18 protein-coding genes are annotated in these 21910 nt (G+C 70.3%); 9 read left to right on the top strand and 9 right to left on the bottom strand.

The genetic code is table 11. From position 1 onward, the window contains the following. Positions 1-35: 35 nt before the first annotated feature. A complete protein-coding gene (locus GP2_RS08295) occupies positions 36-1787 on the top strand; it encodes a GMC family oxidoreductase (protein WP_040526649.1) in 1752 nt (583 codons plus the stop codon). A gap of 52 nt (positions 1788-1839) precedes the next feature. On the opposite strand, the gene GP2_RS08290 is transcribed toward GP2_RS08295, so the two are convergent. Genes GP2_RS08290 through GP2_RS08280 form a run of 3 tightly spaced genes read right to left on the bottom strand, consistent with a single transcriptional unit; the run spans position 1840 to position 3750 of the window. After that, positions 1840-2442, bottom strand: a complete 603-nt coding sequence (locus tag GP2_RS08290; RefSeq protein ID WP_006900042.1) for an energy-coupling factor transporter transmembrane component T family protein — start codon at positions 2440-2442, stop codon at positions 1840-1842. Next, complete coding sequence (locus tag GP2_RS08285) at positions 2439-3113, bottom strand: energy-coupling factor ABC transporter ATP-binding protein (protein WP_006900041.1); 675 nt, start codon at positions 3111-3113, stop codon at positions 2439-2441. Before GP2_RS08285 ends, GP2_RS08290 begins: the two co-directional genes overlap by 4 nt. Before the next feature lie 19 nt (positions 3114-3132). Beyond that, complete coding sequence (locus GP2_RS08280) at positions 3133-3750, bottom strand: biotin transporter BioY (protein WP_040526648.1); 618 nt, start codon at positions 3748-3750, stop codon at positions 3133-3135. A 48-nt stretch (positions 3751-3798) separates the two neighbouring features. On the opposite strand from GP2_RS08280, the gene guaA reads away from it, so the two are divergent. Next, positions 3799-5391 (top strand): glutamine-hydrolyzing GMP synthase, encoded by a 1593-nt coding sequence (guaA, locus tag GP2_RS08275; RefSeq protein WP_040526636.1) that lies wholly within the window; start codon positions 3799-3801, stop codon positions 5389-5391. A 93-nt stretch (positions 5392-5484) separates the two neighbouring features. On the opposite strand, the gene GP2_RS08270 is transcribed toward guaA, so the two are convergent. Both GP2_RS08270 and GP2_RS08265 read right to left on the bottom strand, forming a co-directional pair. Then, positions 5485-5703 carry a hypothetical protein gene (locus GP2_RS08270; protein ID WP_006900038.1) on the bottom strand — a complete coding sequence of 73 codons (219 nt, stop codon included), beginning with the start codon at positions 5701-5703 and terminating at the stop codon, positions 5485-5487. Beyond that, the gene (locus GP2_RS08265; protein WP_006900037.1) at positions 5700-7223 is read right to left on the bottom strand and encodes a PspC domain-containing protein; all 1524 of its coding nucleotides are present in this window, start codon (positions 7221-7223) and stop codon (positions 5700-5702) included. The genes GP2_RS08270 and GP2_RS08265 overlap by 4 nt, the downstream gene beginning before the upstream one ends. 153 nt (positions 7224-7376) lie before the next feature. On the opposite strand from GP2_RS08265, the gene GP2_RS08260 reads away from it, so the two are divergent. Further along, entirely contained in the window at positions 7377-8705 is a 1329-nt protein-coding gene (locus GP2_RS08260; RefSeq protein WP_006900036.1) for an ATP-binding protein, read from the top strand. Further along, positions 8702-9427, top strand: a complete 726-nt coding sequence (locus GP2_RS08255; RefSeq protein ID WP_006900035.1) for a LuxR C-terminal-related transcriptional regulator — start codon at positions 8702-8704, stop codon at positions 9425-9427. Before GP2_RS08260 ends, GP2_RS08255 begins: the two co-directional genes overlap by 4 nt. 75 nt (positions 9428-9502) lie before the next feature. Here the strand turns inward: GP2_RS08255 and GP2_RS08250 are convergent, their stop codons facing one another. Next, positions 9503-10789 carry a serine/threonine-protein kinase gene (locus GP2_RS08250; RefSeq protein ID WP_006900034.1) on the bottom strand — a complete coding sequence of 429 codons (1287 nt, stop codon included), beginning with the start codon at positions 10787-10789 and terminating at the stop codon, positions 9503-9505. 78 nt (positions 10790-10867) lie between these two features. Here GP2_RS08250 and GP2_RS08245 point away from each other — a divergent pair, with 78 nt between their 5' ends. The 3 genes from GP2_RS08245 (at position 10868) to GP2_RS08235 (ending at position 14626) form a co-directional block, all read left to right on the top strand. After that, the gene (locus GP2_RS08245) at positions 10868-11905 is read left to right on the top strand and encodes an Rv2578c family radical SAM protein (RefSeq protein WP_006900033.1); all 1038 of its coding nucleotides are present in this window, start codon (positions 10868-10870) and stop codon (positions 11903-11905) included. 347 nt (positions 11906-12252) lie between these two features. Continuing rightward, the gene (gene imuA', locus GP2_RS08240) at positions 12253-13026 is read left to right on the top strand and encodes a DnaE2-dependent mutagenesis accessory factor ImuA' (RefSeq protein ID WP_006900032.1); all 774 of its coding nucleotides are present in this window, start codon (positions 12253-12255) and stop codon (positions 13024-13026) included. Positions 13027-13039: 13 nt separating this feature from the next. Beyond that, complete coding sequence (locus tag GP2_RS08235) at positions 13040-14626, top strand: DNA polymerase Y family protein (protein WP_006900031.1); 1587 nt, start codon at positions 13040-13042, stop codon at positions 14624-14626. 20 nt (positions 14627-14646) lie between these two features. Here GP2_RS08235 and GP2_RS08230 read toward each other — a convergent pair whose 3' ends face one another. Beyond that, positions 14647-15732: an alanine racemase gene (locus GP2_RS08230; RefSeq protein ID WP_006900030.1), complete on the bottom strand. Its 1086-nt coding sequence runs from the start codon at positions 15730-15732 to the stop codon at positions 14647-14649. Then, positions 15729-17669, bottom strand: a complete 1941-nt coding sequence (locus GP2_RS08225) for an SDR family oxidoreductase (protein WP_006900029.1) — start codon at positions 17667-17669, stop codon at positions 15729-15731. Before GP2_RS08225 ends, GP2_RS08230 begins: the two co-directional genes overlap by 4 nt. 161 nt (positions 17670-17830) lie before the next feature. On the opposite strand from GP2_RS08225, the gene GP2_RS08220 reads away from it, so the two are divergent. After that, positions 17831-21115 carry an error-prone DNA polymerase gene (locus GP2_RS08220; protein ID WP_006900028.1) on the top strand — a complete coding sequence of 1095 codons (3285 nt, stop codon included), beginning with the start codon at positions 17831-17833 and terminating at the stop codon, positions 21113-21115. 43 nt (positions 21116-21158) lie between these two features. After that, entirely contained in the window at positions 21159-21386 is a 228-nt protein-coding gene (locus tag GP2_RS08215) for a DUF167 domain-containing protein (protein WP_006900027.1), read from the top strand. A gap of 17 nt (positions 21387-21403) precedes the next feature. Here GP2_RS08215 and GP2_RS08210 read toward each other — a convergent pair whose 3' ends face one another. After that, complete coding sequence (locus tag GP2_RS08210; RefSeq protein ID WP_006900026.1) at positions 21404-21868, bottom strand: tRNA (cytidine(34)-2'-O)-methyltransferase; 465 nt, start codon at positions 21866-21868, stop codon at positions 21404-21406. Between the last annotated feature and the right edge of the window lie 42 nt (positions 21869-21910).

Genomic DNA, 21910 nt, shown 5'->3' with positions numbered 1-21910 from the left:
ATCCTTTGTGACTAATGGCCATTAGTATGGTCGTCATGCGTGCGAAGAAGCGATCCAGTGCCACGGACTTCGACGTCCTCATCGTGGGCTCCGGTTTCGGCGGCAGCGTCAGTGCGCTGCGTCTGGTGGAGAAGGGGTACCGCGTCGGGGTGATCGAGGCGGGCCGTCGCTTCGAGGACGACGAGTTCGCCAAGACCAGCTGGCGTCTCAACCGTTGGCTGTGGGCGCCCAAGCTCGGGCTGTACGGCATCCAGCGCATCCACGCCCTCAAGGACGTGATGATCCTGGCGGGCGCCGGCGTGGGCGGGGGCTCGCTCAACTACGCCAACACGCTCTACAAGCCGCCGACGCCGTTCTTCACCGACCCGCAGTGGAACCACATCACCGACTGGGAGGACGAGCTCGGGCCGTACTACGACCAGGCGCGCCGGATGCTGGGCGTGGTCACCAACCCGACGGTGACCGACTCCGACCGCATCATCGCCGAGGTCGCCGAGGAGATGGGCGTCGGCGACACCGTGACCCCCACGCCGGTCGGCGTCTTCTTCGGCGCCAAGACCGGCCTGCAGGGCGAACCGGGCGAGACGGTGCCCGACCCGTACTTCGGCGGCGCCGGTCCGGAGCGCACGGCGTGCACCGAGTGCGGTGCCTGCATGACCGGATGCCGCGTCGGCGCCAAGAACACCCTGATGAAGAACTACCTCGGTCTCGCAGAACGCAACGGCGCCACCATCATCGACCGCACCACCGTGGACTCGCTGGTCCAGCGTCCCGACGGCTCGTGGGAGGTCGGCGCCCACCACTCGTCGTCGTGGGGACCGATCGGACGCCGGCGCCGGGTGTTCACCGCCGACCAGGTGATCCTCGCCGCGGGCACGTTCAACACCCAGCGTCTGCTGCATCATGCGAAATACACGACGCTGCCGCACATCTCGGACGCGATGGGCCGGCTGACGCGCACCAACTCCGAGTCGATCCTCGGTGCGATGGGTTCGCGCGTCGATCCTGAGCACGACTACTCGCGCGGCGTGGCGATCACGTCGTCGTTCTACCCGGAACCCAACACGCACATCGAACCGGTGCGATATGGCAAGGGCTCCAACGCGATCGCCTACCTGCAGACGCTGCTGACCGACGGCGGCACCCGGCGCAACCGGTTCGGGCAGTTCCTCGGGCAGGTCGCGAAGAACCCGTTCCTGCTCGTGCGTCTGCTCGTCGTGCGCCGGTGGAGCGAGCGCACCGTCATCGCCCTGGTGATGCAGAACAACAACAACTCGCTGACCACCTACGTGAAGAAGCTGGGCCCGCTGCGCTTCGTCACCAGCAAGCAGGGGCACGGTGAACCCAACCCGACGTGGATTCCCAAGGGCAACGAGGCGACGCGGCGCATCGCGGCCAAGATGAACCGCGGCATCGCCGGCGGCACGTGGGGCGACATCCTCAACATGCCGCTGACCGCCCACTACCTCGGCGGCTGCGCGATCTCCGACAACCCGGCCGACGGCGTCATCGACCCGTACCACCGCGTGTGGAACTACCCGACCCTGCACGTCACCGACGGCGCGTCGGTCTCGGCGAACCTCGGCGTGAACCCGTCGCTGACGATCTGCGCCCAGGCCGAGCGCGCGATCGCGTTGTGGCCCAACAAGGGTGAGCAGGATCGTCGGCCCGCGCAGGGGGAGGCCTACCGGCGCATCGCACCCAGCGCGCCCGTCGCGCCGGTCGTCCCGGCGGACGCGCCCGGCGCGCTGCGGCTGCCGATCACCCCGGTCAACCGGCCCGCCTGACGGGATTTCGTAGAAGAAGTGGGGACATGGCGCGCACTTCTTCTACGAATCGCTAGTCCAGGCCGCGCGCGGTGAGGGTGTCGGCGAACCCGTCGGCGGTGCGCAGCGCGGCGAGCACCACGGGCGCGACGAGGATGCGCGGACCCGGTCGGAGCCCGCGGGCCTTGCGCGCCTCGTCGACCTCGCGCACCACCTCGACCATCAACGGGATGGAACGGATCGTGAGGGCCATCGCGAGGGCGACGAGATCGGTCCGGACGCCCAGACGGCCGAGCGGACGCAGCCCGCGGACGATCGCGTCGAGCATGTCGGTGGTGCGGGTCGTCAGCGTGACGACGGTCGCCAGGGCGACCGACAGCGCCAGCAGCCCGCACACCACGAGCGCGCGCTGCCAGTCGGTGAAGATCACCTGGAAGACGAAGATGAACGCCAGCATCCACAGCAGCGGCCGCAACTGGCGCCAGGCCTCGAGCGGTCCGATGCCGCCGAGTGCGAAGATCGCCGCGACGCCGGCCGTGGCCGCACCGAGGGCGGGCAGGGTGCGCACGGTCAGCGACATGACCAGGATGATCACGCCCATGGCGACGAACTTCACGCCCGGCGACAACCGGTGGAGCAGCGTGTTGCCCGGACGGTAGACGCCGAGGACGTTCACGACATCAGCTCCCGGTAGAAGCGGAGCGCCGGGGCCGGTGCGTCGTCGGCGACCACGCGTCCGTCGTCGATCACGAGGACGCGGTCGAAGTCGTCGAGGATGTCGAGATCGTGGCTGACGACGATCAGCTGCTCGTCGAGCGTCGCGAAGACGTCGGTCAGCATCCGGGTGTTGCGCAGGTCCAGCAGCGTCGTCGGCTCGTCGGCGACGATGATCGACGGGTCGGTCACGAAGATCGACGCGAGCGCCAGCAACTGCTTCTGACCGCCCGACAAACGCTGCGCGGGATGGTCGGCGTGCTCATCGAGTCCGAAGCGGGCCAGCACCTCGCGGGCGCGGGCGGCACGCTCCTTCTTGCCGAGGTCGGTGCGGCGCAACGACAGCTCGATGTCCTCGATGACCGTCGGCATGATGATCTGCCGGTCGGGGTCGGAGAAGATGAACCCGACGCGTCGCCGGACCTCGCGCTTGTGTCGGGCCACGTCGATCCCGTCGACGACGACCGTGCCCGACTCGGGCACCACGAGCGCGTTGATCATCCGTGCCAGCGTCGACTTGCCGCTGCCGTTGGCCCCGACGATGCCGATGCGGCGCTCGGCGAGAGACAACGAGACGTCACGCAGCACGACGCGATCGTCGTAGGAGTGCGAGACGTTGCGGAACTCGATCATCGGCGCGGACCGGGCGCGATCAGCCGCGGGCGCGTTGCAGACGCCACGGCTCGATGAGTCCGGGCCGTCCGCGATGGACCTGCGCGGCGACGAGCGCGGCCACCACGACCTTGATGACGTCGCCGATGATGAACGGGCCGTTGGAGGTGATCGCCGCCCAGACGGTCAGGTCGGTGCGGATGACCAGGCCGATGACACCGCACAGGTAGATCACCGCCATGCCGCCCACGGCGTTGATCGCGATGCCCCACAGCACGTGGTAGCGGGGCCGGGGGCCGACGCCGAGCATCAGCGCGGTGAGCACGCCGATCACGATGACGGCGGGCAGGAAGCCGACGAAGTATCCGGCGGTGGGAGAGGAGAGCGCGGTCAGTCCGTTGCGGCCGCCGGAGAGGATCGGCAGGCCGGCGATCGCGAGAACCATGAACAGCACCACCGCGAGGGTGCCCTTGCGCGGTCCGAGGATCGCGCCGGCCAGCATCACGCCGAGCGTCTGGAAGGTGATCGGCACGCCGCTGGTGCCGATGTTGATGGTCCCGGGCAGGCCCAGGGCGGCGATCAGGGCGGCGAAGACGGCGACCTGGGCGAGGTCGGCGATCGCCGACGACCGGGCGGGGGTGCTGGCGGATTCAGTCATGTCGGTGTCGAAGTATTTCACGTCGTGGCGCCCGTTAGACTCGACCGGGTGACAGATTCTTCAGCAGAGGATTTCCTCGAGGGCCCCCGTCCCGTCCTCGTCGTCGACTTCGGAGCGCAGTACGCGCAGCTGATCGCCCGGAGAGTACGTGAGGCCCGGATCTACTCCGAGGTGGTCCCGCACGACGCCCCGATCGAGGAGATCAAGGCGAAGAATCCGGTCGCGATCATCCTCTCGGGCGGACCGGCGTCGGTGTACGCCGAGGACGCGCCCGGCCTCGACGCGGAACTCCTCGACCTCGACGTCCCCGTGTTCGGCATCTGCTACGGCTTCCAGGCGATGGCCGCCAAGCTCGGCGGCGAGGTCGCCAACACCGGCGGCCGGGAGTTCGGCCGGACCACACTGAGCCTCAACGGCGAGGGCATCCTGCACCAGGGTCTCTCCGACACCCAGCCGGTCTGGATGAGCCACAACGACGCCGTGCAGCGTCCCCCGGAAGGCTTCACCGTCACCGGTTCGACGCCGGGGGCGCCGGTCGCGGCCTTCGAGAACCTCGAGCGCCGGATGGCCGGAGTCCAGTACCACCCCGAGGTGCTGCACACCCCGCACGGCCAGCAGGTCCTCACGCGCTTCCTCTACGAGGTCGCGGGCCTGGAGGCCACCTGGACCGCCGCCAACATCGCCGACGCGCTCATCGACGCCGTCGCCGACCAGATCGGCGACGGGCGGGCCATCTGCGGCCTGTCCGGCGGTGTCGACTCCGCGGTGGCGGCCGCACTGGTCCAGCGGGCCATCGGCGACCGGCTGACCTGTGTCTTCGTCGACCACGGCCTGCTGCGGGCCGGTGAGCGCGAACAGGTCCAGCACGACTTCGTCAACGCGACCGGCGCCAAGCTCGTCACCGTCGACGCCGAGGAGACCTTCCTGCGCGAGCTGTCGGGCGTCACCGACCCCGAGGCCAAGCGCAAGATCATCGGCCGCGAGTTCATCCGCGCCTTCGAGGGTGCGGTGAGCGAGGTGCTCGGCGAAGAGGCCGAGGCCGGCGAGAAGGTCGAGTTCCTCGTCCAGGGCACGCTGTACCCGGACGTGGTGGAGTCCGGCGGCGGCAGCGGCACCGCGAACATCAAGAGCCACCACAACGTCGGCGGACTGCCCGAGGACCTCGAGTTCACGCTCGTCGAGCCGCTGCGCCTGCTGTTCAAGGACGAGGTCCGCGCGGTGGGCCGCGAGCTCGGCCTGCCCGAGGAGATCGTCGCCCGCCAGCCGTTCCCGGGGCCGGGCCTGGCGATCCGCATCGTCGGCGAGGTGACCGCGGACCGTCTGGAGACGCTCCGCAAGGCCGACCTCATCGCCCGCGAGGAGCTCACCGCGGCCGGTCTCGACAGCCAGATCTGGCAGTGCCCCGTGGTGCTGCTCGCCGACGTCCGCAGCGTGGGCGTGCAGGGCGACGGCCGCACCTACGGCCACCCGATTGTGTTGCGCCCGGTCTCCAGCGAGGACGCCATGACCGCGGACTGGACCCGGGTGCCCTACGAGGTGCTCGAGACCATCTCCACGCGCATCACCAACGAGGTCCCCGACGTCAACCGAGTCGTTCTCGACGTGACGAGCAAGCCGCCGGGCACCATCGAGTGGGAGTGACGCGCTCCGCATGACGAAAGCGTCAGGGCCGGCGAGATCTCGCCGGCCCTGACGCTTTTCCGTTTCCCCTCGCCGAGTCGTCGGGAGCCTCGATCAGCAGCGCGCCCGTGCCCCGGAGACGATGAGGACCAGGCCGATCAGGACGCCGACGCCGACGGCGATCCAGCCGAGGTCGGCGGCGTCGGGGAGTGACGGGCCGCCCGCGAGGCCCCAAGCGGCCACCGCGAGCGCGATGACTCCGAGGATTCCCAGGCCCGGTGCGCGGTGGGTGGATTCGCGGTTCATGGTCTCGTCGTGGGTGCCGTCGTTCATCGCAGGACCTTGACCTCTCCCATTCCGGTGTGTGCGTCGATCTCCAGGACCGGGCCGTCGGTGCCGTCACGTCCGCCGTCGAGACCGCTCGGGCAGGTGATGTTGCCGATCCCCGTGTTGCAGCTGGCGCGGACGTTCATGTCGTCTCCGACGAGCACCTCGATCACGCCCATGCCGTTGCGCAGCTCCACGCGCCGGTCCGAGGTGAGATCGACCTCCCGCAGGTCCAGCGTCATCTCCCCGACCCCGAGCCGGTACTCGGATTGGATGTCGTTCTCCGTCAACGGCTTCCACGTGCGGTCGCCGACCCCGCCCTCGGGGACGGCGATCCCGCTCGCGGCCGTGGTGACGATCGTCGCGATGCCCAGCAGGATGGCGACCGGCACCAGCCCGGTGCTGTGTTCACCGGTGCGGCGGCGCATCAGCGAGGCGACGACCAGACCGACGCCGACCACGGCGAGGCACATCGACAGGATGCGCGGGACGGTGAACCAGTCGACTCCGCTCTGGTTGAGGGCGGCGCCGATGGCGCCGACGATCACCGCGAGACCGAGCACCACCAGCGTGAGCGGTGACCGGCGGCGCCGGGTCGGCACGGGCGGCGGTTCCGGGGATGAGGGCTCGGGGAGATCCCATGCGAACGGAGCGGCGCCCAGCGGGTCCCACGACGGCGGCTTGGCGTCGATCTCGTCGTAGGCCGGGGTCGGTGTCGCCGGCGGCGTCCAGCGGTCGGCGGTCGAGATGCCGGTCGTCGACGTACCGGGGGCGTCGGCCGTGCTCTTGTGCAGATCGATCCTGCTCGTCGGGTTGTCCGTCACGCCGTTCTCCTTCGAAGTGGCTGTGTCAGAGGGGGTCTCGGGTGATGAACCGGTGTTCGGCGTGCCGGTGTCCGACGCCGTGGGGACCTTCCGCATGTCGACGGTGGGCGAACCCGCACCCGTCGAGGCGGGGCTGACGGCGGCCGTGCCGCTCATGGCGCGCGGCACCCAGCGTTCGAACTGGCCCGCCGTCGGCGGCGGGACCACGACGTCGGCGAGGGCGGTCACCGTGTCGATGCTGGTGCCGGCCGGCGGCCGGGGCGTGCGCTGGTACAGCAGGAACCACCCGCCGAGCATCAGGATCGCGCCGACTATCCCGCCCGAGCCCCACGTGCGGTTGGGGCCGATCGAGGTGATCACGACGATCGCGAGCACGATGAGCAAAAGGACCTGCGGATTGTGGAGCCCGCGACCGCGGCCCCCGTCCTGCCGCCCGGTCGACGCCGGCTCGCGCAGGGCCTGGTTGCGGGCGCGGTTGGCGCTGGGGAAGGCGACCCAGCCCGCGAGGTAGAGGATCAGACCGCTGCCGCCGAAGAGCGCGGACACCACGAACGCGACCTTCACGAGGGTGGGATCGACGCGGTAACGGGCGGCGATGCCGCTGCACACGCCGGCGACGGTGCGGTTCTCCGGCCGGACGGGGCGGGTTGCCCACATCTGTGTGAGCTGACTCTGGAACTCCTTGGTGTCCATGCCGGTCATCGTGCTCTCTCCCACACCCCGGGCACATCGGGGAGAATCCCTGATTTTGCACCGATCCGGGGTCGGGGGCAGGCCGGCGACCCTGAGGGCCGCGGCGGGGAATCGGGGGTGAACCCCGATGCCGCGCTCTGACGAACATGGGAACATCGAGGTGTGACTCGAACGGAGGTGGAGCCTGTCCCGCGACTGGTGCGCAGGGACGGCGGCCGCGTGATCGCCGGTGTGGCGGGCGGTATAGCCGACCATCTGGGAGTCGACGTCTTCCGGGTCCGGATCGTCTTCGTCGTCCTCGCGGCGCTCGCCGGCGCGGGCGTGGCGGCCTACGGTCTGCTGTGGTTCTTCTGCCCGCCCGGAAAGGACACCGAACCGCCTGCGCCGGGGGAGCGTCGCCAGTCGCTCGGCCTGGCGGTGCTGGGCCTGGTGGCGATGTCGGTGGTCGGTTTCGCCGCGTCGGGGACGCCGGCGGAATACCTGGTCCCGTTCGTGTTCGTCGCCATCGGCGCGAGCCTGGTCTGGCGCGAGTTCGACAGTTCCCACCGGACCCCGCGCACGCCGCTGCTGACGTGGACGCGGCTGGTGGGCGGCGTCGTGCTCGTCGTCGGCGGACTGGTGGTGATCGTCGTCGCCGGCGACCGCAGCTTCGGCGGGCTCAACACGACGATCCTGGCGGTGGTGGCGACGCTGATCGGCGTCGTCCTGCTGACCGTTCCGCTGTGGATGCGCATGTGGCGCACCCTCAACGAGGAGCGGGCGGCCCGGATTCGCAACGCCGAACGCGAGGAGATCGCCTCGCACCTTCATGATTCGGTGCTGCAGACGCTCGCGCTGATCCAGAAGAAGGCGCATCGGCCCGAGGAGGTGGCCCGGCTCGCCCGCAGCCAGGAGCGCGAGTTGCGCGCCTGGCTGTTCGGTGACCCGGCGCAGCAGCGTGGCTCGCTCGCCGCCGCGATCCGCAGCGTGGGCGCCGAGGTCGAGGACGCCTACGGCATCGAGGTCGAGGTCATCACCGTCGGCGACCTGAGGCCCAGCGACGCCCGCGACGCGAAACGCTGGTCCGCGCTCGCGGGTGCGACGCGCGAGGCGCTCGTGAACGCCGCCAAGCATTCCGGCGAGCGCAGTGTCGACGTCTACTGCGAGGTCACCGACGAGCAGGTCGAGGTCTACGTGCGCGACCGCGGGAAGGGCTTCGACCCCGAGCTGGTCGACGAGGACCGCAAGGGCATCGACAAGTCGATCCGTGCACGCATGGAACGCGTCGGCGGGCGGTCGCGGATCACCTCGACCCCCGGCCGCGGGACGAATGTCGCGCTCACGATGCCGCGCGGCGACGGCGTCCCGGTCGAGGAGAGCAGTGCCTACGAGACCCCCGCCGAGGGTGCCCGTGCCGCGGATGTCCCTGCCGGGACCGGCGAGGACGGGCCGGGGACGGCCGAGCAGTCGCAGGCGGATCGACAACCAGCGGACAACCGGAAGGTGAGATGACCGGAGAACAGTTCCCCACGAGCACGTCGCACACGGACGCCGAGGCCGACGCGCCGCCGATGTACACGGTGTTCCTCGTCGACGACCACGCCGTGTTCCGTTCCGGCGTGCGCGCCGAACTCGCCGACGAGGCCGGGCTGCGCGTGATCGGCGAGGCCGGCACGGTCGGCGAGGCGATCGACGGCATCGTCGCCGCACGTCCGGACGTGGTGCTGCTCGACGTCCACATGCCCGCCGGCGGCGGCGTGGCGGTGCTGCGCGGGGTCCTCGACCGCGTGGGACCCGACTCCGAGAGAACCCCGGTCTTCCTGGCGCTCAGCGTGTCCGACGCCGCCGAGGACGTCATCGCGACGATCCGTGCCGGCGCCCGCGGCTACGTCACCAAGACCATCGACGGCTCGGAACTGGCCGACGCGGTCCGTCGTGTCGCCGAGGGCGATGCGGTGTTCAGCCCGCGCCTGGCAGGGTTCGTGCTCGATTCGTTCACCGGCAAGTCGACGGCACCCGAGCCGCCGCTCGACCCCGAACTCGACTCGCTGACACGACGCGAACTCGAGGTCCTGCGGTTGCTCGCCCGTGGGTACACCTACCGCGAGATCGCCGAGGAGCTGTTCATCTCGATCAAGACCGTCGAGACCCACGCCTCCAACGTGTTGCGCAAGACCCAGCAGTCCAACCGCAACGCGCTGACACGTTGGGCCGCAACGCGTCACATCGGCTGACGCCACTGCCGAGGGCAGTCGGCGCGCAATGCGCTCGTCCCTGGTGTGAGACCCCGGGGCGACCTCACCCCGGGATCACCGCCAGAGCGCGATCAGCAGCACCACCAGCACGGCCAGCACCGCGAAGAACACGAATATCGACACCGCCAGAGCCGTGCTCGACGTGGCGGTGTCGCGTGCCTGGCGCACCCATCCCTGGGACTGGTCGGGGTATGCGGGCGGTCGGGGCGTCGAATACTGCGGCGCCGGGTACGGCTGCCGGACCGAGTAGGGCTGCGGGGTCGACATCAGCGTCGGCGCGTGCGCCTCGCGCGTCTGCGGGATGTCGCGCGAGGCGCGGTCGGCGTCGCCGGCCGGGGAGTCGGGCAGCAGGGTCGCCGCGCCGACCGGGCGGTGACCGCCGGTGGTCGACGAGCGGTTGCCGCTGCGCTGCGCCCACACCGGGGTGCCGGCGCCGGGCCGCGTGATGAGCCCGGTCAACACCTGCTCGCGAGTGCCGCGCGTGCCGGCGGCCACGGACGCCAGCATGTCGCGGGCCTCGGCCATCGTGGGCCGCTTGGTGGGGCTCGGCTCGAGGAGTCGCAGCAGGACCGGCTCGAGTTCTCCGGCGTTCTTCATCGGGTTGATGCGCGCCCTGGCGACCTTGTGCAGCAACGCGATCGAGTTGTCGTCGACCCCGAACGGCGGTTGACCCTCGACCATCGTGTAGATCGTGGCACCCAGCGAGTAGACGTCGGAGGCCTCCGAGGGCTCGGCGCCGCGGGCTACCTCGGGTGCGAAATACGCAGGTGTGCCGGTGATCACGCCGGTCTGTGTGAGCGACACGTCGTCCTTGGCCCGGGAGATGCCGAAGTCGGTGATCTTGACCAGGCCCGCGTTGCGCCCGCCCTCGGCGATGAGGATGTTGCCCGGCTTGATGTCGCGGTGCACGATGCCGGCGGCGTGCGCCTCGACCATCGCGTCGGCCACCTGCGCGCCGATCTGGGCGGCTTCGGTGGGGGTGAGGGTCGTTGTGGCGTGCAGGATCTGGGCGACGCTGCGCGACGGCAGGTACTCCATCACCAGCCAGGGCTCGCCCCGGTCGAGCGCGACGTCGTGCATGGCGATCGCGTTGCGGTGGGAGAGCTTGGCCGCGATGCGACCCTCGCGCATCGCGCGCCGGCGGATGTTGTCGGCGGTGTCCTCGGTGAGTCCCTCGGTGGAGACGACCTGCTTGACCGCGACGTCGCGGTCGAGGAGCTGGTCCCTGGCCAGCCACACCGTGCCCATCCCGCCGCCGCCGATCCGCGACTTCAGGCGGTATCGGCCGGCCACCAGGTACTGCGGACCTGGCGTGTGGTGGGCTCCGGGGGACGGTGGCATACGGCGATGATAACCGCGCGGCCGTTCCGGCGGGCAGCGCGCTTGACAGCTCTCTCGCACATGTGTTCGACTCGTTTCATGCGATGGTCCGAACAGGCGGTCGAGGTCGACGACGGGGCGCTTCCCGGGTTGAGCCGCTCCGGCCTCGTGCGGTCGGTGCGGACCCCGGATTTCGAGGGTGTCACGTTCCACGAGGTGCTGGCAAAGAGCGCGCTCAATCGTGTCCCGGAGGCATCGCATCTCCCGTTTCGGTTCACCGTCAACACCTTTCGAGGGTGTACGCATGCGTGTCGGTACTGCTTCGCCCGTCCCACGCACGAATACCTCGATCTCGACGCCGGTGAGGACTTCGACTCGCAGGTGGTCGTGAAGCTCAACGTGGCCGCGGTGTTGCGCAAGGAGCTCAGGCGTCGCTCGTGGACGCGGGAGACCGTCGCGCTCGGCACCAACACCGACCCCTACCAGCGAGCCGAGGGTCGCTACCGGCTCATGCCGGGGGTGATCGGGGCGCTGGCCGAGTCGCGGACCCCGTTCTCGATACTCACCAAGGGCACCCTGATCCGGCGTGACCTGCCCCTGCTGCGGCAGGCCGCGGGGCAGGTCCCGGTGAGCGTGGGGATCTCGCTGGCCATCGTCGACCCGGATCTGCAGAAGAGGATCGAGCCGGGGACGCCGTCGCCGCGGGCGCGGCTGTCGCTCATTCGTGATCTCGCCGACGCCGGGCTCGCGCCGCATGTGATGGTCGCACCTGTCATCCCGTACCTGACCGATTCGAAGGCGCACCTCGACGAACTGCTCGGCGCGCTCGCCGAGGCCGGCGCGACGGGGGTGACCGCGTTTCCCCTTCACCTGCGGTCGTCGACGAAGCCGTGGTTCCTCGAGTGGCTGGCCGAGGAGCATCCCGCGCTGATCCGCCGGTATCGGGGGCTGTACGGCCGCGGGGCGTACGTCACCCTCGAGTACTCGTCGTGGTTGCGCGAACGCATGCAGCCGCTGGTGCGCAAGCACGGGCTCGCCGGATCGGGTGGTCTGCGGCAGGCGGGCGGTGATCCGGATTCGGGTCGGCTCGGCCCGGTGGCCGCTCCCGAACTGCAGCACGCGCTCACCTTGTTCTGAGTCCTGCCGGCCGTATGGGCCTGGGGACCGATTGTGGGTTGGGGCGGCGTCGGCCGTCGAACGGCGATCCCGTCCACAACCCGCGATTTCGTGCTCCCTGCGGGTCGGATGTGGCGAAAGAGGCTCCCGTGCAACATGTTACGCGTGTTCTCCGATGTCCTGTCCTCGATGTTTGACGCTTGTCGGTGGGTGGTCCTACTCTCTGGGTATCGAAAAGGTGTTCGAATGATCGTTGCGGCGAGACCTCGGTCTCGACGGTCGTTTCCAGACCTGTTCGACCTGTTCAACGCAGATGGCGCAGCAACTTCCCGGCTCGCTCGAGTGTCACCACGCGACTGGAGAGTGTCATGGATGTGTCGGATCGTGCCGATGAACTGACGGTTCTGCGTCGCCGCCTGGCGGCGATGTCCGGACGCCCCGACCAGTCCTCGGTGGAGGTCCGTGATCCGTCCGCAGGGGTGTTGCCGATCCCGGAAGCCTTGTCGGAGGTGTTGCCGCACAACGGCATCCCGCGAGGAATCGTCGCTCGGTTCGACGGTGCCAACTCGCTGCTGGTGGCGCTCGTCGCGTCGGTGACCCGCGCCGGTGGCCGGGTCGGGATCGTCGGGATGCCGCGGCTGAGCCTGCTGTCGGCGGTGGAGATGGGGGCCGACCTCTCGCGCATCGCGACCGTCCCGGAGCCCGGGGCCGATCCGGTCGAGGTCGCCGCGGTGCTGCTCGACGGCATGGATTTGGTGGTCCTCGGACGGCTCGGGCCGACGGGCTCGGGGACGGACTCGGTCGCCCCGTCGCGGGCCCGGGTCGTGGCCGGCCGTGTCCGCAAGCAGTCGTCGGTCCTGCTGGTCGCCGGCGCCGGATGGCCGGGGGCGCAGCTGAGCATCTCCGCGCGCGTGCTCACCTACCGGCACGCGCCGCTGGTGTCGGCGCCCACCGACCTCGACTCGGCGCGCAGCGGCTACGGGCGCATCGGCGGGATGCGCCTTCAGGTCACCGCATCGGGACGGGGGCGGCAGTCGCAGAACACCGAGGTCGAGCTCGTCGTCCGTGGACAGGGGGCGGATCGCACCGTCGAGATGGTCTCGACGACCGCCGTCCGCCCGGTTCTGGCCGTCGCGAACTAGCGGGATGACGACGATGAGCAGACGCACCCTCGCGCTCTGGTGCCCGGACTGGCCGGCCATGGCCGCGGCCGCGGAATCCGACCTGCCGTCGCTGCATCCGGTGGCGGTGCTGTCGGCCAACCGGGTCGTCGCCTGTTCGGCGTCGGCACGGGCGGTCGGGGTCCGGCGCGGCATGCGCAAGCGGCAGGCCCAGGCGGTGTGCCCGGAGATGACCGTCGTGACCGCCGACGAGGGGCGCGACCGCCGCCTGTTCGAACCGGTGGTGGCCGCGGTGGCCGAGCTGATCCCGACCCTCGAGGTGTTGCGACCCGGGCTCGTGGTGATCCCCGGTGATCGCGCGGCCCGCTACTTCGGCGGCATCGAGACGCTGGCCGAGGAACTCGTCGACGTGGTGTCGGCCTGCGGCATCGAATCGCAGGTGGGCATCGCCGACGAGGTGTTCACCGCGGTCCTCGCCGCCCGGCACGGACACCAGGTGCCCCCGGGCGGTGACCGGGCCTACCTCGCCGACCGGCCCATTGCCGACCTCGCCCTCGAACCGAGCCTCGCCGATCCGTCCAGGACGGAACTGGTCGACCTGCTGCGGCGGCTGGGCATCTCCACCATCGGCGCCTTCGCCGACATGGACATCACCGACGTGGCGACCCGATTCGCGCGGGATGCGGTCGTCGCGCACCGGCTGGCCAACGCGCTGCCCGGCCGCGTGCCGTCGGGCCGGTACGTCCCCACCGAGCTGACCGTCGACCACGCCTGTGACCCGCCGGTCGACCGGATCGACGTCGCCGCGTTCATCGGCCGCACGCTCGCGGAGAGACTGCACCGGCGGTTGCGTGACGCCGCGGTCGCCTGCACGCGTCTGACCATCGAGGCGACCACCGAACGCGGACAACACCATTCGCGGACCTGGCACTGCGCACAGCCGCTGACGCCGGAGTCGACCGCGGACCGCATCCGGTGGCAGCTGGAGGGCTGGCTGACCGGCGGGCGGCGCGGGCGGACGCAGGATCGGCCGGATTCCCCGATCGTGCGGCTACGGCTGGAACCGGTGGAGGTCGTCGAGGCCGGTGCCCTGCACCATCAGATCTCCGACGGCCGGGCCGACGACCCGGACACCGAGGAACGCGCCCGACGCTCCCTGGTCCGCATCCAGGGCCTGCTGGGCGGCGACGCGGTCCGCATCCCGGTGCTCAGCGGCGGTCGCGGACCCGCCGAGCGGATCACCATGGTCGCCCTCGGCGACGAGCCCACGCCGCAACGCGACCCGTCGGCGCCCTGGCCGGGAAGCCTGCCGCAACCCACCCCGGCGGTGCTGGTGGAGACCGCCATCTGCGTGCTCGACGCGTCCGGCGGTCCGGTGACGGTGACCGAGCGGGGCGCGTTCTCGGCCGAGCCGGTGACCGTCCGCCTGCCGGAGTCCGCCGGGCGTGGCCGCCCGGCCTGCTGGGGTCTGAGCTGGTGGGCGGGACCGTGGCCGGCCGACCTCGATCGATCGGCGGCCGGCGGTCTCGTCGCACGCGCACAGGTCCTGCTCGACGACTCTCGGGCGCTGCTGCTGTGTTATCGGGGAGGGGAGTGGATCGTCGAAGGGGTGTACGAGTGAACCGCCCCGCCGATACCGCGTCAGCTGTTGCGGCCCCGCGCGATCACCGGCCAGCGGGTGTCCTCGCCGTCGATCGCAATCAGCTCGTCGACCAGGTTGACCGCATTGCAGACGTGGTTCGGCACCACTCGCACGAGGCTCCCGACACGCGGGATGTCGTCGGTCGGGGTGTCCGGCCCGAACTCCACCACCGCATGATGCTCGGACAGCTGCACGATGCGGGCGTCGGGGTGGTCGAGGAGCCGGCCGTACCCGGTCGCCCAGGCGGCCCGGTCCGCGCCGAGGATCTTGCTGCCCGAATCGAGGACGATCCGCCGGCAGTCGCGTCGGACGACGGTGGCCACCGCGGTGAGGGCGACGTCGTCGAAACCGCAGGAGCCGATCTCGACCTGCTGGGCGTCGTTGAAGGGATACACCCCGGGCCGGATCTCGGTGAGGACACCCGACCCCACCTCACCGAGCAGGCCGACCGTGGGGGTCGAGCCGCCGCTGCGCACCCGCGGTTCGACACCGGCCCGGCGCAGGCTCTCGGCCGCGACGGCCAGCGCCTCCACCTCGGCGACCGCCGCGGCGCGGCGTGTCTGGCCGGGTCCGTACGAATGGCCGGGGAAGGTGAAGACCCCGATGACGTCGAGTCCCGCGGCCGACGCCGCGGCCGCGACCTCGCCGGCCCGATCGGGCGCCGTGCCGGTGCGGTGCTGTCCGGAGTCCACCTCGACGAGGACCTGCACCGGCGCCGAGTCCAGCGACCCGGCGAGATGCCGTGCGCCCTCGACGGAGTCGACGCCGATGCGCAGCGACACGCGCTCGGCCAGTGCACGGAGCCGGGCGGACTTCTCCGCTCCGGCCCACAGCGGGAATGCGATGAACAGGTCGGTGCAGCCGGTGATGCCTGCGGCGTCGGCGAAGGCCTCGGCCTCCCCGACGGTCGCGACCGTCAGCCCGACCGCGCCGGCATCGATCTGCCTGCGTGCGATCTCGGCGCACTTGTGGGTCTTGGCGTGAGGCCGGACGTCGACCCCGGCCCGGCGGGCCGACGCCGCGAGCGCGGCGAGGTTGCGGTCCAGGCGGTCGACGTCGACCTCCAGGTACGGGGTGTCGATCACGCGTCGCGACCACCCGTGCGGGGGCGGCGGCCCATCGCCGCGGCCGACTCGCCGACCAGCAGGTACTCCTGGTGCAGGATGCGGGTGGTCAGCTCCGGGGTCAGCCGATGACCGATCTCGGCGATCGTACCCAACACCGAACTCACGCGCTTGGGCCGGTGGACGATCGCGTGCAGCACGCGTGCCGCGGCCTTGTCGACGTCCCAGGTCCCGGGCTGGTCGCGGTAGGCCTCGGTCGGCTCGATCATCCGCGTCTTGACCAGCGGCAGACGAACATTGCTGAACGTCACGTGATCGGACACGGTCTCGGTCCCGGTGACGTCGCCGAACGCCTCCAGCGCCGCCTTCGACGCCGCGTACGCGCCGAACCGCGGCCCGCGGGACTGCACCGCGATCGAGGTGACGTTCACGATGTGGCCGGACTGGCGTTCCACCATGTGCGGCAGCAGGCCGAGGGTGAGATTCACCGCCCCGAAGTAGTTGACCGCCATGACCCGGTGGTGGTCGTGGGCGCGGTCCACCGAGTTGATCGCGGCGCGGCGGATCGACCGCCCGGCATTGTTGACGAGCACGTCCACGTGATCGTGTTCGGCGAGCACCGATTTGACGAGTGCGTTGACCGACTCCTCGTCGGTGATGTCGCACCGGTAGGCGACCGCGCGCCCGGGCGGGATGCCCTGCTTGCTGGTCGTCGAATTCAGTTCGTCCACCGCCGCGTCGAGTTCGTCGGCGTTGCGGGCCACGATGATCACGTTGGCGCCGCGGGCGACGCACATGCGGGCGGTCGCCTTGCCGATGCCGCTCGAACCCCCGGTGATGAGGATGTTCTTGCCCACCAGCGGTCCGCGGGGATCGCGACGCCGGTTGCGCGAACGGTCGAGATGGTGGGACCAGTAGTGCCACAGCCCGGGCGCGTATTCGGTGAAGTCCGGCACGCTGATGCCGTGATCGTGCAGGACGGCGATCGTGGCGTCGGAAGAGAACTCCACCGGCAGCGAGACCGCGTCGAGCACCGCGGCGGGGATGCCCTGTTGTGCGGCGATCAGATCGCGCCCCACCTTGGCCGCCCCCATGCCGGAGAGGTTCAGCACGGGCTCGACCAGGCGGTGCGGGACCGCGTCGAATCCCTTGGGGGCGCCGAACGCCGGGGCGAGGGCGTTGTACATCTCGGTGGTCGTCAACGACCGGGTGTCGCCGAGGTGGAACACCAGTCCGCTGCGATCCGGCTGCACGGCGATCAGCGCGACCATCGCTGCGGCGACGTAATCGACCGGCACCATGTTGAGCCGGCCGAGATCCGGCATCGGCAGGCGCAGCACACGAGGCAGCCGGCCGAGCATCGCCAGATGCCCGAAGAAGTAGTAGGGGCCGTCGATCTTGTCCATCTCGCCGGTCCGCGAGTCGCCGACCACGATCGACGGGCGGTACACGCGCCACCGCAGACCCTCGCGTTCGCGCACGACGCGTTCGGCCTCGAACTTCGTGCGGTGATACGCCGTCGGAAAACCCTGGCAGACCTCGAAATCGGCCTCGGTGAAGCGTCCGCGGTGGTCGCCGGCCACTGCGATCGACGACACGTGGTGCATGAGTGCGTCGCGGGCGATCGCGAAGTCGGCGACCCGCGAGGTGCCGAGCACGTTGGCCTCTCGCTGCGACTCGGCGTCGGCGGCCATGTCGTAGATCGCGGCGAGGTGGACGACGTGGTCGATGTCGGGCAGCCCGGCCGGGTCGATGCCGAGGCCCGGACTGGTCAGGTCGCCGACGACGGGTGTCACGCGCTCACCCGCGCCGAGTTCGTCGAGCATGGCGGTGAAGGCGGACCGCGACGACTCGCGCACGAGTGCGTGGACGGTCGCATCGGGGTCGACGGTCAGAAGACGCTCGATGACACGCCGACCGATGAATCCGCTGCCTCCGGTGATGAAGTAGCTGGTCATGATGATCCCATCGTGATGCGCGGGCGCCAGGTCCCGCTCGATGTCCCCTCCCCCCGAAGGAGATGGAATCTGTCTGGTACTCAGAGTGACACCTAAATCGGGCCAGTGCAATGGGTTCGGCGAGAATATCCATTCGAACCCATGTTCGATAGACTGGCGGTGTGGGCTGGGATCAGGGGCCTCCGACGTGGTCGGAGATGGAGCGGGTGCTCTCCGGCCGGGCGCCCGGCGGCGGTCGGCCGGGGACGGAGTTCGGCCCCGACGACAGCGACCACGCGATGTTTCCGGGCGACGGCAGCGACAGCCCGGCGTGGTCGCGCAAGCGCGGCGCCTACCAGGCCGCCGACATCTCGCGCGGCGCGTCGTCGGTGGCCTACGCCGAACTGCATGCGCACAGTGCCTACAGCTTCCTCGACGGCGCGTCGATGCCGGAGGAGATGGTGGAGGAGGCGCAGCGACTCGGTCTGGAGGCGCTGGCCATCACCGACCACGACGGTTTCTACGGCATCGTCCGATTCGCCGAGGCGGCAAGGGAATTCGGGATGCCGACGGTATTCGGGTCGGAGCTGTCGCTGGAGCCCGACGCCGCCCGGACCGGGCACAACGATCCGCCGGGCGAGCACCTGCTGGTGCTCGCGCGCGACGGCGAGGGCTACCGGCGGTTGTCGCGCGCGATCGCCGACGCGCACATGGTCGCAGGGGAGAAGGGGCTGCTGCGATACGACCGCGACGCATTGGCCGGCGCCGGTGACGGGCACTGGCTGATCCTCACCGGATGCCGCAAGGGGGCGGTCCGGCGCGCCCTCGACCGCGGCGGGGAGCAGGCGGCGGAGATCGCGCTGCGGGAGATGCTCGAGATCTACGGTCGCGACAACGTCGTCTGCGAACTCACCGCGCAGGGGCTGCCCGACGACGACGAGCGCAACGCCGTGCTCGCCGGTCTCGCGGCCCGTGCCGGCATACCGACCGTGGCCACCACCGGCGCGCACTTCGCCGCACCCCGACGCCGCCGGCTCGCGATGGCGATGGCCGCGGTTCGCGCACGCACCGACATCGACACCATCGGCGGCTGGATGCCCGGGGTGGCCGGTGCCCACCTGCGCAGCGGCGACGAGATGGCGCGGCTGATGCCCGCGCACCTCGACGCGATCGACAACGCGGTCGGCATCGCCTCGGACTGCGCCTTCCGGCTGGGCCTCATCGCACCGCAGCTGCCGCCGTTCGACGTCCCGGAGGGGCACACCGAGGCGAGTTGGCTGCGAGAACTGACCATGACGCGCGCACGTCGCCGCTACGGGACGCCGGCCGAACATCCGCAGGCCTACCGGCAGATCGAACACGAACTCGCCATCATCGAGGCGCTCTCGTTCCCCGGCTACTTCCTCGTCGTCGCCGACATCGTCGACTTCTGCAAGGCCAACGACATCCTGTGCCAGGGCCGGGGGAGCGCGGCCAATTCCGCGGTCTGTTACGCGCTCGGCATCACCAACGTCGACCCGGTCGCCAACGGGCTGCTGTTCGAGCGGTTCCTCGCCCCGGAGCGCGACGGGCCCCCGGACATCGACGTGGACATCGAATCCGACCGGCGCGAGGAGGCGATCCAGTACGTCTACCGCCGGTACGGGCGCGATCGCAGCGCGCAGGTGGCCAACGTCATCACCTACCGCGGCCGGTCGGCCATCCGCGACATGGCGCGTGCGCTCGGCTACGCGCCCGGTCAGCAGGACGCCTGGTCGAAATCGCCGGACACCGCACCCGACGACGTCGCCGAACTCGCCGGCGAGATCCTCGGCATGCCACGGCATCTGGGAATCCACTCCGGCGGGATGGTGATCTGCGACCGGCCCATCGCCGACGTCTGCCCCACCGAGTGGGCGCGGATGGAGAACCGCAGCGTGTTGCAGTGGGACAAGGACGACTGCGCGGCCATCGGTCTGGTGAAGTTCGACCTCCTGGGCCTGGGCATGCTGTCGGCGCTGCACTACGCGATCGACCTGGTCGCCGAACACAAGGGGATCGAGGTCGACCTGGCGACCCTGGACCTCTCCGAACCCGCCGTCTACGAGATGCTCTGCCGCGCCGACTCGGTGGGGGTGTTCCAGGTGGAGTCGCGGGCGCAGATGGCGACCCTCCCGCGACTGAAGCCGCGCTGTTTCTACGACCTCGTCGTCGAGGTGGCCCTCATCCGCCCCGGTCCCATCCAGGGCGGCTCGGTGCACCCGTACATCAAACGGCGCAACGGGCAGGAGCCGCCGACCGTCGAACACCCGTCGATGCACAAGGCCCTCGAACGCACGCTGGGCGTGCCGCTGTTCCAGGAACAGCTGATGCAGCTGGCCGTCGACGTCGCCGGCTTCGACGCATCGGAGGCCGACCAGCTGCGCCGGGCGATGGGCTCCAAGCGGTCGCCGGAGAAGATGGAGCGGCTGCGCAAGCGCTTCTACGAGGGCATGGAACGGTTGCACGGGATCACCGGCGACACCGCCGACCGCATCTTCGAGAAGATGGCCGCATTCGCGAACTTCGGCTTCCCGGAGAGTCATTCGCAGAGCTTCGCGTCACTGGTCTTCTACTCGTCGTGGTTCAAGTTGCACCATCCGGCCGCGTTCTGCGCCGCGCTGCTGCGGGCGCAGCCCATGGGCTTCTACTCGCCGCAGACGCTGGTCGCCGATGCCCGGCGGCATGGGGTGGCCGTCCACCGGCCCGACATCAACGCCTCCCTCGCCCACGCGACCCTGGAGAACGAGGGCCTCGATGTGAGGCTCGGGCTCGACGAGGTGCGCGGGGTCGGTGCGGAGGTGGCACAGCGCATCGTCGATCGCCGTGCCGACGGGCCGTACACCGACATCTCCGATGTCTCCCGCCGCGCCGGGCTGACCGCCAAAGAACTCGAAGGACTGGCCGGTGCCGGCGCCTTCGACTGTTTCGGCCTCAGCCGGCGCCAGGCGCTGTGGGAGGCCGGGGCCGCCGCCACCGTGCGCGACGACCAGCTCGAGTTGCGGCCCGCGACATCGACTCCCACGCTGCCCGGATTGTCCGACGTCGAACTGTCCGCCACCGACGCCTGGGCCACCGGCATCACCCCGAAGTCGTATCCGACGCAGTTCCTGCGTCCGCGCCTGGACGCGATGGGGGTCCTGCCGGCCGACCGGCTGCTGTCGGTGCGCGACGGCGCCCGGGTTCTGGTCGGGGGAGCGGTGACCCACCGGCAGCGGCCGGCGACGGCGTCGGGGGTGACCTTCATCAATCTCGAGGACGAGACCGGCATGGTCAATGTGGTGTGTTCCGTGGGTCTCTGGACGCGGTACCGTGTACTGGCGCAGACCGCACCGGCGTTGATCGTGCGCGGTCGGGTGCAGAACGCGGAGGGGGCTGTGACCGTCGTTGCAGATCGGTTGCAGCGCATGGATCTTCGGGTGGGGACCAGATCCAGGGACTGGCAGTGACCCCACGTAGTGTGTCCGGGTCGACGACGAATCGCAGGGAGCTATGTCAGAGCAGGTCGTGGTGACCGTCAAGCCGAAGAGTGCCAAGGGGCCGCTCGTGGAGGCAGGCCCCGACGGTGCCCTCACCGTCTACGTCCGGGAGCCCGCCATCGAGGGCCGCGCCAACAAGGCCGTGGCCGAGTTGCTGGCCAAGCACCTCGGGGTCCCGAAGAGCAAGGTCGCGCTGATCGGCGGCGCAACCGCCCGCACCAAGCGCTTCCGGGTCGGATAGCCGGACCCGGTCGGGGATCACACGGCTCCGGCGAATCCGTTCTGCCGCCAGGCCTCGTACACGACGATGCTGGCGGAGTTGGCCAGGTTGTGCGACCGGCGTCCGGCGAGCATCGGGATCCGGATGCGGTCGGTGACCTCCGGTTCGGCCAGCACCTCGTCGGGCAGTCCCGTCGGTTCCGGGCCGAACAGCAGCACGTCACCGGGGCGGTAGTCGACGTCGGTGTAGAAGCGATCGGCGTGCGCGGTGAAGGCGAACACGCGCTCGGGCTTCAGCTCGTGCCACGCCGTCACGAGATTGGGATGCACGGTGACGTGGGCCATCTCGTGGTAATCAAGCCCGGCCCGCTTGACCTGGGCGTCGGACATGGAGAATCCGAGCGGTTCGATGAGGTGGAGTTCGCACCCCGTGTTGGCGGCCAGCCGGATCGCGTTGCCGGTGTTCGGCGGGATGCAGGGCTGGAAGAACATGATCCGGAACATGATGGGCCCAGCGTAGTCGCCGGTCCAGGCTGTGGACGACGC

The organism is Gordonia paraffinivorans NBRC 108238 (genome assembly GCF_000344155.1).
Taxonomy (GTDB): Bacteria; Actinomycetota; Actinomycetes; order Mycobacteriales; family Mycobacteriaceae; genus Gordonia; species Gordonia paraffinivorans.
The sequence above is the reverse complement of the archived record's forward strand: the minus strand, read 5'-3'. Positions and strand labels throughout refer to the sequence as shown.

Coding starts and splice junctions, on each gene's coding strand:
- GP2_RS08295 (WP_040526649.1), top strand. CDS start 36: ATGCGTGCGAAGAAGCGATCCAGTGCCACGGACTTCGACGTCCTCATC.
- GP2_RS08285 (WP_006900041.1), bottom strand. CDS start 3,113: ATGATCGAGTTCCGCAACGTCTCGCACTCCTACGACGATCGCGTCGTG.
- GP2_RS08280 (WP_040526648.1), bottom strand. CDS start 3,750: ATGACTGAATCCGCCAGCACCCCCGCCCGGTCGTCGGCGATCGCCGAC.
- GP2_RS08270 (WP_006900038.1), bottom strand. CDS start 5,703: ATGAACGACGGCACCCACGACGAGACCATGAACCGCGAATCCACCCAC.
- GP2_RS08265 (WP_006900037.1), bottom strand. CDS start 7,223: ATGACCGGCATGGACACCAAGGAGTTCCAGAGTCAGCTCACACAGATG.
- GP2_RS08255 (WP_006900035.1), top strand. CDS start 8,702: ATGACCGGAGAACAGTTCCCCACGAGCACGTCGCACACGGACGCCGAG.
- GP2_RS08250 (WP_006900034.1), bottom strand. CDS start 10,789: ATGCCACCGTCCCCCGGAGCCCACCACACGCCAGGTCCGCAGTACCTG.
- GP2_RS08245 (WP_006900033.1), top strand. CDS start 10,868: ATGCGATGGTCCGAACAGGCGGTCGAGGTCGACGACGGGGCGCTTCCC.
- imuA' (WP_006900032.1), top strand. CDS start 12,253: ATGGATGTGTCGGATCGTGCCGATGAACTGACGGTTCTGCGTCGCCGC.
- GP2_RS08235 (WP_006900031.1), top strand. CDS start 13,040: ATGAGCAGACGCACCCTCGCGCTCTGGTGCCCGGACTGGCCGGCCATG.
- GP2_RS08225 (WP_006900029.1), bottom strand. CDS start 17,669: ATGACCAGCTACTTCATCACCGGAGGCAGCGGATTCATCGGTCGGCGT.
- GP2_RS08215 (WP_006900027.1), top strand. CDS start 21,159: ATGTCAGAGCAGGTCGTGGTGACCGTCAAGCCGAAGAGTGCCAAGGGG.
- GP2_RS08210 (WP_006900026.1), bottom strand. CDS start 21,868: ATGTTCCGGATCATGTTCTTCCAGCCCTGCATCCCGCCGAACACCGGC.